Source organism: Corallococcus macrosporus DSM 14697, from assembly GCF_002305895.1.
Taxonomy (GTDB): Bacteria; Myxococcota; Myxococcia; order Myxococcales; family Myxococcaceae; genus Myxococcus; species Myxococcus macrosporus.
The window spans coordinates 4,571,911-4,586,515 of the sequence record NZ_CP022203.1; the positions used below are offsets into that span (position 1 = coordinate 4,571,911).

Here is a 14,605-nt window from a genome sequence, read left to right on the forward strand (position 1 = left end):
CAAGGCCGGCGGCGCGTTCGTGCCGCTGGACGCGTCGTACCCGGCGCAGCGGCTGGCCATCATGTTGGAGGACGCGCCGCCGCGCCTCCTGCTCACGTCGCGGGCCAACCACGCGAAGCTGCCGCTCCCCGACGCCGGGCTCCCGGTCCTGCTGCTGGAGGCGCTGGACCTGAGCGCCTGGCCCACCTCGCCCCCGGTGTCCGACGCGGGGCCGGACAACCTGGCGTACGTGATGTTCACGTCAGGGAGCACGGGCCGCCCGAAGGGCGTGGGCATCCCGCACCGGGGCGTGCTGCGCCTCATGCACAGCGAGCCCTTCATCCGCTTCGGCGTCCGGGAGACGGGGCTCGTCATGGCGCCCGCTTCGTTCGACGGCTCGGTGATGGAGCTGTGGATTCCGCTGCTCAACGGGAGCCGCGTCGTCCTCTACCCGCCGGAGGCCCAGGCCAGTGACCTGGAGACGCTGTCCCGCGTGGTGGAGCGCCACGGCGTCACGCTCATCCACTTCCCGGCCGGCCTGTTCTCGCAGGTGGTGGAGCACCGGACCGACCTGCTGCGGAAGCTGCGGGCCATCCACGTGGTGGGCGACATCCTGTCCGCCCCGCACACGCGCCGCACGCTGAGCACCGTCGGCGTCCCCGTCTCCAACGGGTATGGGCCAACGGAGAACTCCATCATCTCCGCCAGCTACACGGCTTATGAGGCCTCACAGGTCGGGGCCTCCGTGCCCATTGGCCGGCCCGTCACGGACACGCAGGCCTACGTGCTGGATTCGCAGCTCCAGCTCGTCCCCGTGGGCGTGCCCGGCGAGCTGTACCTGGGCGGTGAAGGGCTCGGGCGTGGGTACGTGTCACGGCCGGACCTCACGGCGGAGCGCTTCATTCCCTCCCCCTTCGCCGCCAGGCCGGGCGAGCGCGTCTACCGGACGGGCGACCTGGTCCGGTGGCTCCCGGACGGCACGCTGGAGTTCATTGGCCGCACCGACAACCAGGTGAAGGTCCGGGGCTTCCGCATCGAGCTGGCGGACGTCGAGGCCGCGCTGCGCGCGCAGCCCGGCGTGCTGGAGGCCGCCGCCGTGGTCCGCGAGGACGTGCCTGGCGACAAGCGCCTGGTGGCCTACGCCATGGGACGCGATGACGCGCCGCTGGACGTCGCGGCGCTGCGCGCGGGCATGCGGCAGCAGCTCCCCGAGTACATGGTGCCGTCCGTCTTCGTGGTCCTCCCGGCCTTGCCGCTGAGCACCAGTGGCAAGGTGGACCGCAAGGCGCTCCCGGCGCCGGACAGCGCGTCCTCGGGCCGTGAGGGGCGCTTCGTGGAGCCGTCCAGCGCGCTGGCGCAGCAGCTCGCCGCGCTGTGGGCGAAGGAGCTGGGCACGGAGCGCATCGGGCTTCATGACCACCTGTTCGATGACCTGGGCGGCACGTCCCTGTCCGTCGTCCGCATCGCCAAGCGGATGCGGGAGACGTTGAACCGGGACGTGCCCGTGGTGTGGCTCTTCGAGCACCCCACGGTGGACGCCCTGACCGCCGTCCTGGAGCGCGACGCGAAGGTGGATGAGGCCCCCACCCCCGCGCGGCCCACGCCGGCCCCTGAAGCAAGCGCCGAGGCCCGGCCCACGACGGGCTCCGGGCTCGTGGCCATCGTCGGCATGTCGGGCCGCTTCCCGGGGGCCCGCTCCGTCCAGGACTTCTGGCGGAACCTGCGCGAGGGCGTGGAGTCCATCTCCCGCTTCTCCCCCGAGGAGCTGGAGCGGCTGCCCGGCCTGCCCGAAGGCGTGGAGCTGTCCCAGCACCCGGCCTTCGTCCCGGCCGGCGGTGTCCTGGACGGCATCGACGGGTTCGACCCGGGCTTCTTCGATGTGTCGCTGCGCGAGGCGCAGTGGATGGACCCGCAGCAGCGGCTCTTCCTCCAGACGGCGTGGTCCGCGCTGGAGGACGCGGGCATCGACCCGGAGCGCACGCCGGAGGCCATCTCGCTGTACGCGGGGGCCGTCGACTCCGGCTACAAGGACGCGGTCCGCGCGACGATGCCGCTGGATGGCGCGGCGGTGTTCGAGCTCTACGGCACCGCCACCCATGAGAGCCTGGCCACCAAGGCCTCGTTCAAGCTGGGGCTCACCGGTGAGAGCGTCCTCGTGTACACGGCGTGCTCCACGGGGCTCGTCGCCGTTCACCTCGCCTGCCAGAACCTGCTGGCGGGCCGCTCGGGCGTGGCGCTGGCGGGGGCCACGCGCATCGGCGTCCCGCAGCGCACCGGCTACGTCTACCAGGAGGGCATGATCCTCTCTCCGGACGGCCACTGCCGGAGCTTCGACGCGAGCGCGCAGGGCACGGTGTCCGGCAACGGCGTCGCCTGCGTGGTCCTCAAGCGGCTGGAGGACGCGCAGCGGGACGGCGACTCCATCTACGCCGTCATCCGGGCCACGGCGACCAACAACGACGGCCGCTACAAGTCCGGCTACACCGCGCCCAGCGTCCAGGGCCAGGCGGCGGTCATCGCCCAGGCGCTCGCGCGCTCCGGTTTGAGGGCGCAGGACATCGGCTACGTGGAGGCCCACGGCACGGCGACGCCGCTGGGCGACCCCATTGAGGTGGCCGCGCTCCAGCGCGCCTACGGCCTGGGCGCCGAGCACCGGGGCACCATCGCCCTGGCCTCGCTGAAGAGCAACATGGGCCACCTGGACACGGTGGCGGGGCTCGCGGGCCTGATGAAGGTCGCGCTGTCCCTGCACCACGGCGAGGTGCCGCCCAGCCTGCACTTCGAGCGGCCCAACCCGCAGATCGACTTCGACGCCGGCCCCTTCTTCGTCAACACCACCCTGCGGCCGTGGCCGAGGACCGACACGCCGCGCCGCGCGGCCGTCAGCTCCTTCGGCATTGGCGGCACCAACGCCCACGCAGTGCTCGAGGAGCCCCCCATGGCGCACAGCGGGTCCACCACGCGCTCACACCAGGTCATCACGCTGTCCGCCCGCTCCGCCGAGGCGCTGGAGGCCGCGTCGAAGCAGCTCGCCGGCCACGCGGAGGCCCACGCCGCGGACCTGTCCCTGGCGGACGTGGCCTTCACGCACGCCGTGGGGCGCAAGGCCTTCGAGTTCCGGCGCACCGTGGTGGCACGGGACGCCGCGGACCTCACGGCGCGGCTGCGCAAGCCGTACACGCCGGTGAAGGTGACGGACGCCGAGGCGAACCGCCGCCGGGTGGCCTTCGTCTTCCCGGGTCAGGGCGCGCAGCAGGCGGGCATGGGCCGGGAGCTGTACGAAGCGGAGCCGGCCTTCCGCGCGCAGGTGGACGCGTGCCTGGCGCTGCTGGCGCCCGCGCTCCAGGCGCGGGTCCGCGAGGTGCTGTTCGCCGGGCCCGGCGTGGACGCGGCCGCCGTCGCGGATACCCGCGCCGCCCTGCCCGCGCTGTTCACGGTGGAGTACTCGCTGGCGCGGATGTGGATGGACTGGGGCCTGAAGCCGTACGCGGTGCTGGGGCACAGCTTCGGTGAGTACGCCGCGGCGTGCCTGTCCGGCGTGCTGTCCCTGGAGGACGCGATGCGGCTGGCGGTGGCTCGCGGCGAGCTGATGCACCGCATGCCGCCGGGCGCGATGCTCGCGGTGGCGATGCCAGAGGCCCAGGTGCGGGAGCTGCTGACGGGCCGGCTGTCGCTGGCGGCCATCAACGCGCCGGACCGCTGCGTCGTCGCCGGGCCGGTCGCGGAGGTGGAGCGGCTTCAGGAGGCGCTGCGGCTGCGTGAGGTGGGCACGGTACGGATGCCCGCGCCGCACGCGTTCCACTCGGCGGACGTGGAGCCGCTGATGCCGGCGCTGGCGGAGGTGGTGGGCTCGCTCCAGCGGCAGGCCCCGACGCTCCGTTATGCCTCCAGCGTCACGGGCCGTTGGGCGCAGGCGCACGAGCTGGCGCAGCCGGACTACTGGGCGGCCCAGATGCGCCAGCCGGTGCGCTTCACGGAGGCCGTGGGGGCGCTGCTCGAAGAGGGCTGCAGCCTGGTGCTGGAGGTCGGCCCCGGCCAGGACCTGACGCCGCTGGTGCGGGCCTGCCTGGGACGCGACAGGGAGCGGGTCAAGGCGGTGGCGACGCTGCGCCGTGGCGGCACGGCGACCGAGCACGGCAGCTTGATGAACGCGGTGGGCGAGCTGTGGACGCTGGGCGTCTCGGTGGATTGGCGCGTCTTCTACGGCCACGAGCAGCGGCTGCGGCTGCACCTGCCGACGTACCCGTTCCAGGAGAAGCGCTGCTGGGTGGAGGCTCCGGCGCGGCCGACTGCTGCTCCCGCGGTGGGGAGTGGCGCGACGCTCTCCGGTGCCTCGGTCCAGGCAGCGGGAGCCATCGCGGCGCCCCAGGCCACGTCGCCGCAGCAGGCGGCGCCTTCCGCGACGCCCGAGCGTGAGGACGCGCCGCGCGGCGACATCGAGGAGCGGCTGGCGGCGCTCTGGCGCGAGCGGCTCGGCCTGCCGTTCGTGGGCCGCGACGACAACTTCCTGGAGATTGGCGGCAACTCGCTGATGGCCGCCCAGCTCCTCAACCAGGTGCGGTCCACGTTCGGCGTCCAGCTCCCCCTGGCCGCGCTGTTCGAGGCCCCCACCGTGGCGGGCATCGCCCAGCGCATCGAGCCGCTGCTGCGGCAAGCCCCTGTCGCCCAGTCCTCGCGCGAGCTGCCCATCGTCCCGCTGCCTCGCGACCAGCCCCTGCCCCTGTCCTTCGTCCAGGAGCGCGTCTGGCGCCTGGAGCAGCACCTGCCGGGCCTGTCCGCGTACAACATCCCGTTCGTCTTCCGGCTGGAAGGCGTCGTGGACGCGGTCACCCTGGAGCGCGCCGTCCAGGACGTCATCCAGCGCCATGAGTCGCTGCGGACGACCTACGACGTGGTGGATGGCCGCCCCGTTCAACGCTTCCACGCGCGGATGCACGTCCCGCTGGTGCGCATCGACGTCGCCGGTACCCCCGAGCAGCGCGAAGCCGAGGCGATGCGGCTGGCGCGCGAGGACGCCGCGAAGCCGTTCGACCTGGTGAAGGGCCCCGTCGTCCGGACCACGCTGGTCCGGCTCGGCGACAACGAGCACATCCTGCTGGGCAACATCCACCACATCGTCAGCGACACGCTGTCCATCAACATCTTCGTCCACGAGCTGTTCCAGACCTACGCCGCCTTCCAGCAGGGCCGCCCGTCTCCCCTGCCGCCGCTGCCCGTGCAGTACGCGGACTTCGGCGCGTGGCAGCGGCGCGTCGTCGCCGAGGGGCGCCTGCCGGACCAGGAGCAGTGGTGGCGCACCCAGCTCGCCGCCATGCCGCGGCAGTTGAACATCGCCACGGACCGGCCGCGCCCCAAGACGAGCCCGCTGACGTCGGTGCGCATGAACGTGTCCTTCTCGGCGGCGCTGTCCCGCGAGGTGGCGGAGTTCGGCAAGCGCGAGGGCTACACCTCGTACATGATGGTGCTCGCCGGCTGGCAGGCGCTGCTGCACCGCTACAGCGGGCAGACGGACATCATCGTCGGCACGCCCATTGGCAACCGCACCCGGCCGGAGCTGCTGCCGCTCATCGGCTACGTGGCGCACTCGGCCGCGTTCCGCACCAGCTTCGCGGACGACCCGACGTTCCTCGAACTCCTCGCCCGCGTGCGGCAGGAGGTCAACGACGTCCAGTTGCGCCCGGACGTGCCCTTCGAGCACCTCGTGGAGGCGCTCGTCCCTGGCAAGGACATTGGCCGGGGCCGGCTGACGGACACCATCTTCGTCTTCCACACCACCTTGAGCGGCACGAACGCCGCGCTGGAGCTGACCGGCGTGCGCGGGACGAAGGTGGAGGTGCCGGACGCCCCGGTGCAGTGGGGCGCGACGCTGTCCGACCTGTCGCTGGTGCTCGGTGACGACGCCGGGCGCATCAGCGGCGCCCTGGAGTACGCCACCGAGCTGTTCGACGAAGCCACCGCCCGGCGCATTGTGGAGCACCTCCAGGTGCTCCTGGGCTCCGCGCTGGCCCGGCCGTCGGAGCGCATCTCCCGGTTGCCGCTGGCCACGGACGCGGACCGCGGCGCCTGGCCCGCCCCCTGCCCCGGCCCGTCTCCACGCCGGTGCCGACGCGCCTGTCCCACCGCGCGTCCCAGCAACCGGGCGTCACCGCCGCGGTTCAGGGCTCGACGTCGTGGACCTGGGGCGACCTCGCCCAGCGTGCGCGCAATGTCGCCGCGCACCTGCGGGCGCTCGGCGTGCAACCCGGTGAGCCGGTCGCCGTCTGCCTGAAGCCGTCCCCCGCGAAGCTGGCCGTCCTCTGGGGCGTGCTGGAGGCCGGTGGCGCCGTCGTGGCCGTGGGCCCCACGGACCTGGGGCGCCTGCCGGACTTCGCGTCGCCCGGAGCCCGGGTGCCGGTGCTCGTCACCTGGCGCGGCCTCGTGACCGCGGCCCGGTTGGATGCGGCGCGGGTGGTCCATGTGGAGGACGCGCTGGAGTCGCCGCGCGCCATGGCGGAGCGCCCGGCCCCCGCGCCGGAGGCGCTGGCGTGGCTGCTGCCCGCGGGCGCCAACCAGTCCCCGTGGGCCCTGGTGCACCAGGGGCTCACCGAGCTGTTCGACGCGCTCGACCAGCGGCTGCGCCCCGCGGAGGGCACCACCTGGGTGGCCGCCGCGGAGTCCTCGGCCGAGCGGCCGGAGCTGGAGGCCCTGTGGGCCCTCTCCCGTGGGCTCCTCGTGAAGTTCCCCTCCGAGCAGGTGACGGCCCAGTGGGAGGTCCTCCAGGGCGGCGGTCCTCGCCAGGGGGCGATGGACCTGAGCCTCATCTACTTCGCCAACGATGAGGACTCCCTCACCGGCCCGAAGTACGAGCTGCTGGTGGAGGGCGCCAAGTACGCGGACGCCAACGGCTTCTCCGCGGTGTGGACGCCGGAGCGGCACTTCCACTCGTTCGGCGGCCTCTATCCCCAGCCCGCGGTGGTGGCGGGCGCGCTGGCCACCATCACCCGCAACCTGAGCCTGCGCTCGGGCAGCGTGGTCCTCCCGCTGCATGACCCGTTGCTCATCGCCGAGCAGTGGTCCGTGGTGGACAACCTCTCGGGCGGCCGCGCGGGCCTGTCGGTGGCCACGGGCTGGCACGTCGCGGACTTCACCTTCGCCCCGCAGAACTTCGAGGACCGCCGGAACATCCTCCTGCGGAACCTGGAGACGGTTCGCGCGCTGTGGCGCGGAGAGAAGGTCCGCCGTCCGGGTGGTGGCGGCACCACGGTGGAGGTGGGCCTGCGGCCCAGGCCCGTCCAGAAGGACCTGCCCGTGTGGCTCACGGCCGCGGGCAGCCCGGAGACGTTCCGGCTGGCCGGCGAGGTGGGCGCGGGCGTGCTCACCGGCCTGCTCACGCAGTCCCTGGAGGAGCTGAAGCAGAAGGTGGCGCTCTACCGCGAGGCCTGGCGCCGCAACGGGCATCCGGGCCGCGGCCAGGTCGCGCTGATGTTGCACGCGTTCATCGGCGACGACGAGCAGGAGGTGCTGCGCACCGTCCGCAAGCCGCTGCTGAGCTACTTCCGGAGCTCGGCCGAAATCACGGCCAACCTGCTGGCCGCGCAGGGCTACCAGGGTGAAATCGACAAGGTGTCCGAGGAGGACATCAACGCCCTGCTCGAACGCACCTTCGAGTACCACGCCAAGGGCACCGGCCTCATCGGCACGGTGGAGAGCGGCGTGCAACGGCTGCTCCACGTCCGGGAAGCGGACGTGGACGAGGTGGCCTGCCTCATCGACTTCGGGGTGGAGACGCCCCGGGTGCTGGAGAGCCTGCGCCGGTTGACGGCGATTCGCGAGCGCCTGGAGCAGGAGGCCTCGCGGCGGAAGGTCCAGCGGCAGGCGGAGGGGACGCTCGCGGTGGACGAGCTGCTGGCGCTGGCCCGGCAGTCGGGCGCCGTGCTCCTGCATGCCTCGGCGCGGCTGGCGCGCACGCTGGCGGAGCTGCCGCGAGCACGCGAGGCCCTGGAGCCCGTGGGCGCGCTGGTCCTGGACGGCGCCTCCACGGAGCTGGCGCTGTCACTGCACCGGAACCTGGGCACGGAGGTGCTGCTCGCGGGGGCCGCTGACGAGGGGGGCCTGCTGCCACGGCCTCCGACGGAGCGTGTCCCCGAAGGGCTCCAGACCTGGGTGCTGGACGCGGCCGGGTTGCCGGTTCCCCCGGGCGTCGTCGGTGAGCTGGCCCTGGAAGGCGCCGGCCTCCCGTGGGACTTGTGGCGCGCGAACGAGCAGGAACGCCGCCGCTTCGTGCAGCACCCGTCGAGCAGCTCGGCGCGCCTCTTCCGGACCGGGCGGCACGCGCGGCTCCGCGTGGACGGCCGCGTGGAGCACGTCACCCTCCCCGCCGCGCCCAAGGTCCAGGCCCCCGCGCCGAAGCCGCAGCCGAAGGCGCCCTCCGCGCCGGCGCTGCCCTCGGCGAGGCAGCAACCCGAGCCCGCGGCGATTCCCCGCGTGCCCCGGACGCGCCCGCTGCCCCTGTCCTTCGCGCAGCAGCGCCTCTGGTACCTCCAGCAGCTCGACCCGAGCAGCACGGCCTACAACAACGGCAGCAACTTCCGTCTCGGCGGCGCGCTGAACATCGAGGCGCTCCAGGCCGCGCTCAACGAGGTGGTCAAGCGGCACGAGGTCCTCCGCACCACGTACCAGCTCACGGAAGAAGGCGCGGTGCAGCTCATCCACGCGGAAGGCACGCTGCCGATGCCGGTGGAGGACGTCCCCGGCGACACGGCGGAGGCGCGCGAAGCGGAGCTGCTGCGGCGGTGCACGGAGCTCGCGGCGATTCCCTTCGACCTCGAGCAGGGCCCGGTGGCGCGCGCGTTGCTGCTCCGGATGGGACCGGAGGAGCACGTCCTCAGCCTGATGCAGCACCACGTCATCTCCGACGCGTGGTGCACCCTGGTGCTGGGCCGCGAGCTGTCGGTCCTCTACTCCTGCTTCAGCGCGGGCGTCCCGTCGCCGCTCCCGCCGCTGGAGGTGCAGTACGCGGACTACGCCGTCTGGCAGCGAAAGTGGCTGGAAGGCGCGGTGATGGAGGCGCAGCTCCGCTGGTGGAAGGAGCAGCTCACGGGCGTGCCCGCGCTGGAGCTGCCCACGGACCGGCCTCGGCCCGCGGTGCAGTCCTACGCGGGAGGCAGCTACAGCTTCGAGCTGCCGGCCGAGGTCGCCGAACCGCTGCTCGCCTTCGGGCGGCGCGAGGGCGCCACGTCGTTCATGGTGCTCATGGCGCTGTTCCAGGCCGTCCTGGGACGCACGTCCGGGCAGGAGGACTTCGCGGTGGGCATTCCCACGGCGGGCCGCTCGCGCCCGGAGGTGGAGGGGCTGCTGGGCTGCTTCGTGAACACGCTCGCGCTGCGCTCGCGGCTGGAAGGCGCCCCGTCGTTCCGCGAGCTGGTGGGCCGCGTGAAGCGGCATTCGCTGGAGGCGTTCGCGCACCAGGACGCGCCCTTCGAGCGCGTCATCGAAGCGCTCCAGTTGCCGCGTGACCAGAGCCGCACGCCCGTGTTCCAGGTCGTGCTCAACGTCATCAACACGCCCAGCGTGGACGTCGCGTATCAGGGGCTGAAGCTGAGCAGCCTCGGCCTCTACGCGGACACCTCCAAGTTCGACCTGAGCCTGGAGGTCGTCGAGCGCAAGAACACCCTGTACTGCCGCTTCGAGTACGCCTCGGGCCTCTTCGATGGCGCCACCCTGGAGCGGCTCGCGAGCCATTTGACGGAGCTCGCCCAGGCGGTCGTCGCCACGCCGGACCTGTCGCTTCAGCGCGTGGCGATCCTCTCGGACGGGGAACGCCAACAGGTGCTGGAGGGCTTCCAGGGGCGGCCGATGGCGCCCGCTGGCGAGGCGACGATTCACGCGTTGATGGAAGCGCAGGCCGCGCGCACGCCGGACGCGGTGGCGGTGGTGTTCGAGTCGGAGCGGCTGACGTACCGGGAGCTGGACGCGCGCGCCAACCAGGTGGCGCACCACCTGAGGGGCCTGGGGGTGAAGCCAGAGTCGCTGGTGGGCGTGTGCCTGGAGCGCTCGGTGGACATGGTGGTGTCGCTGCTGGGCGTGCTGAAGGCCGGGGCGGCGTACGTGCCGGTGGACCCGGCGTACCCGAAGGAGCGCCTGGGGTGGATGCTGGAGGACACGGGCGCTTCGGTGCTGCTGACGCACGAGAAGTGGAAGTCGGTGCTGCCGAAGAGCGCGGCCCGGGTGGTGTGCCTGGACAGCGCGGCGGGCGAAGTCGCGCGACAGCCGGTGACGAAGCCGGACGTGCAGGTGGGCCCGGAGTCACTGGCGTACGTCATCTTCACCTCGGGCAGCACGGGGCGGCCCAAGGGGGCGATGAATGCGCACGGGGGCGTCGTCAACCGGCTGAAGTGGATGCAGGAGGAGTACGGGCTGGGCAGCGCGGACGTGGTGCTGCAGAAGACGCCCTTCAGCTTCGACGTGTCGGTGTGGGAGTTTTTCTGGCCGCTGCTGGCCGGGGCGAAGCTGGTGGTGGCGAGGCCCGGTGGGCACCAGGAGCCGGCGTACCTGGTGAAGCTGATGAAGGCGGAGGGCGTGACGACGGTGCACTTCGTGCCGTCCATGCTGCGCGCCTTCGTGGAGGAGCCGGGGCTGGAGGAGTTGGCCAGCCTGCGGCGGGTGGTGTGCAGCGGTGAGGCGCTGAGCGCGGAGCTGGTGAAGAAGGCGTACGCGCGGCTGCCCGCACCGGTGCGGGTGCACAACCTCTACGGCCCGACGGAAGCAGCGGTGGACGTGACGTACTGGCCGTGCCCGCGTGGGGAGGACTTCCACCGGGTGCCCATTGGCCGGCCGGTGGCGAACACGGCGCTGTACGTGCTGGACGCGCACGGGCAGCCGACGCCCGTGGGCATTCCTGGCGAGCTGCACATCGGCGGCGTGCAGGTGGGGCGCGGATACTGGCAGCGGCCCCAGTTGACGGCGGAGCGCTTCATCCCGGACGCCTTCAGCGGCATCCCCGGCGCCCGCCTCTACCGCACCGGCGATGTGGCGCGGTGGCTGCCGGACGGCACCCTGGAGTACCTGGGCCGGGCCGACTTCCAGGTGAAGCTGCGTGGCTTCCGCATCGAGCTTGGAGAAATCGAAGCCGCGCTGCGCGCCCACCCGGGAGTCCGCGACGCCGTCGCCATGGTCCGCGAGGAGACGCGCGGGGATGCGCGCCTCGTGGCCTACGTCACGGGTGACTCGGCACCCTTGGAGGCGGAGGCGCTGCGAGCGCACCTGCTGAAGCAGCTCCCGCAGCACATGGTGCCGTCGACCTTCGTTCACCTGGGCGTCCTGCCGCTGACGCCCAGCGGGAAGGTCGACCGCAAGGCCCTGCCCGCCCCCGATGCTCCCGTCCTCCAGCAAGGCACCTATGTGGCGCCGCGCACGCCGACGGAGGAGGCCCTGGCCGAGCTGTTCGCCCAGGTGCTCGGTGTCCGCCGCATCGGCGTCCACGACGGCTTCTTCGAGTTGGGCGGTCACTCCCTGCTGGCCACCCAGGTCGTGGTCCGCGTCCGCACGCGCTTCGGCATCGAGCTGCCGCTCCGCGCCTTCTTCGAGTCCCCGACAGTCGCTGGCCTCGCGGCATACCTGGACGCGCGGAAGAACGCGCCCGCGCAGTCCGGCGCCGCGGTGCCGGCCTTGACGCACGCGGACCGACGCGCGCCGCTGCCGCTCTCCTTCTCCCAGCAGCGGCTGTGGGTCATCAGCCAGTGGGGCGACTCGGAGAGCAGCGCCTACAACCACCCGCTGGTGCTCCAGCTCACGGGCGTCCTGAACCTGCCCGCGCTCCAGCAGGGCTTCGACACGCTGGTCGCCCGGCACGAGGTGCTGCGGACGACGTTCCGCATGGAGGGTGACAGCCCGGTCCAGGTCATCCACCCGCCCGCTCCGGTCCCCATCCAGGTCCTGGACCTGACGGGGGCGGCCAACGCCCGCATCCGTGAAGAGGAGACGCTGCGCCGGGTCCAGGAAGAGGTCCGGCGCCCGTTCGACCTGTCGCAGGGCCCGGTGGTCCGCGGCCTCCTGATGAAGCAGTCCGCGAACGAGCACGTGCTGGTGCTCAACATGCATCACATCGTCACGGACGGCTGGTCCAACGGCGTGATGGTCCGGGAGATGGCGGCGCTCTACGCGGCCTACCGGCAGGGGCAGCCGTCTCCCCTGCCCGCGCTCCCGTTCCAGTACGTGGACTTCGCGGCGTGGCAACGGAAGTACCTCCAGGGCCGGGTCCTGGAAGCCCAGCTCGACTACTGGCGCGGGATGCTCGCGGACGCGCCGGCCTACCTCGAGCTCCCGACGGACAAGCCGAGGCCGGAGCAGCCCTCCTTCCAGGGCGAGAGCACGCCCATCCAGTTGCCGGCGGAGCTGAGCGAGGCCGTGGACGCGCTCGCGCTGCGGGAGCGGGCCACGCCGTTCATGGTGCTGCTCGCGGCGTTCCAGGTGCTGCTGAACCGGTACTCCGGGCAGGACGACGTGGTGGTGGGTTCGCCCATCGCCGGACGGCGGCACGCGCAGACGGAGGGGCTCATCGGCTTCTTCGTCAACACGCTGGCGCTGCGCGCGCGCTTCGGTCAGGACCCGACGTTCCGCGAGCTGCTGGCCCAGGTGCGTGACACCACGCTGGGCGCGTACGAGCACCAGGACCTCCCCGTCGAACGGCTGGTGGAGGAGCTCCAGCCCGCTCGCGAGGAGGGCCGCACGCCGCTGTTCCAGGTGATGTTCGCCCTGCAGAACACGCCGGCGCCCGAGCTGACGCTGCCGGAGCTGACCCTCCGGGGCTTCGAGTCGAAGCACACCGTCAGCCGCTTCGAGCTGGAGCTGGTCCTCTCGCGCGTGACGGAGGGCTACCAGGGTGGGCTCGTCTACAACACCGACCTGTTCGAGCCCGCCACGGCGGAGCGGCTGGTGAAGCACCTCCAGGTCATGTTGGCGGAGGCGCTGGAATCACCGGACACCCCCGTCTCCGCGCTGTCGCTCGAAAAGGAGGAGGAGCCGCAATTATCCGATGAGGCGGACTTCCCCCGTGAGGCGACCTTCCACCTGCGCGTCGAGGAGCAGGCCGCGCGGACGCCCGACGCCCCCGCGGTGACGCTGGAGTCCCAGGTCCTGACGTACGCGCAGCTCAACGCGAAGGCGAACCAGCTCGCGGCGCACCTGCGCACCCTGGGCGTGAGGCCCGAGGTCCGGGTGGGGCTGTGTCTGGAGCGCACGCCGGACGCCATCGTCGCGGTGCTGGCGGTGCTCAAGGCCGGAGGGGCCTTCGTCCCCATCGACCCGGCGGCCCCGGCGCAGCGCAAGTCCTTCGTCCTGAAGGACAGCGACGCCTCCGTGCTGGTCACCCTCCATCACCTGGCGGAGGCCTGGAAGCCAGCGGTGCGTCATCTGCTGTGTCTGGACACGGACGCGCAGAAGCTGGCGTCACTCCCCACGCGGAACGTCGTGGTGGACGTCCGAGAAGAGCACCTGGCGTACGTCATCTACACGTCCGGCTCCACGGGCACGCCCAAGGGCGTCATGGTGCAGCACCGCTCGCTGCTCGCCATGCACGAGGGCACGGCGCAGGTGTTCCAGTCCGCGGGCACCACGCGCCAGCGCATCAGCCTCAACGCCCCGTTCCACTTCGACGGGGCCCTGGAGCCGCTGGCCCATCTGGCGGACGGGCACTGCCTGTGCCTGGTGCCCGAGGAGACTCGGAAGGACCCCGAGGCGATGCTGGCGTGGCTGGGGCAACAGCGCGTGGACGTGTTGGACTGCACGCCCGCGCAGCTCACGGTGCTGCTCCAGGCCGGGTTGCTGGAGCAGCGCCATGTCCCCTCGCGCATCGTCTGCGCGGGCGAGGCCATGCCCCCGGCGCTCTGGAAGCAGTTGGCCAGCACGGAGCACACGACGGCGTACAACGCCTACGGGCCCACGGAGAGCACCGTCTGCGCCACCGCCGCCAGCGTCCGGAGCGGCACCGCGCCGGTGCCCGTCATCGGGCGGCCCATCCAGGGAACGCGCGCCTACGTGCTGGATGCGCGGCAGCGGGTGGCTCCGGCGGGCATCGCGGGCGAGCTGTACCTCTCAGGAGAAGGCCTGGCGCGGGGCTACCTGGGACGGCCGGACCTGACGGCGGAGCGCTTCATCCCGGACGCCTTCAGCGGCATCCCGGGCGCGCGCCTGTACCGCACGGGAGACAAGGCCCGGTGGCGGCATGACGGCACGCTGGAGTACCTGGGCCGGCTCGACTTCCAGGTGAAGCTGCGCGGCTTCCGCATCGAGCTGGGCGAAATCGAAGCGGTGCTGCGGACCCACGAGCAGGTGCGGGAGGCCGTGGTGCTGGCGCGCGAGGATGTGCCCGGCGACAAGCGGCTCGTGGCCTACGTGGTCGTCGTCGTCACCCCCGAAGCCCCGGTGACGGCGGAGCTGCTGCGTCAGCACGTCCAGGAGCGGCTGCCGGAGTACATGGTGCCGTCCGCCTTCGTGCTCATGGGCACCCTGCCCCTCACGCCCACCGGCAAGGTGGACCGGAAGGCCCTGCCCGTCCCCGACGTCTCCAACCTGGCCGCCAAGCGGGACGTCGAGCCGCCCGCGACGCCGATGGAGGCCCGGTTGGCGGAGATCTGGAAGGAGCTGCTGC

General features: G+C 72.5%; 1 protein-coding gene and 1 pseudogene (1 of these 2 cut by a window edge). Both read left to right on the forward strand.

Annotated features, from left to right (window positions below; all coding sequences use genetic code 11):
• Positions 1–6,247: the 3' portion of a non-ribosomal peptide synthase/polyketide synthase gene (locus tag MYMAC_RS18775; RefSeq protein WP_420810008.1), read on the forward strand. It extends 20,828 nt beyond the left edge of the window; the window shows 6,247 of its 27,075 coding nt (coding positions 20,829–27,075); its start codon lies off the left edge, out of view; the stop codon is at positions 6,245–6,247.
• Positions 6,130–14,445 (forward strand): annotated as a pseudogene (locus tag MYMAC_RS38680) (amino acid adenylation domain-containing protein); the annotation flags it as partial. The gene MYMAC_RS18775 and the pseudogene MYMAC_RS38680, both read left to right, overlap by 118 nt.
• Positions 14,446–14,605 lie beyond the last annotated feature (160 nt).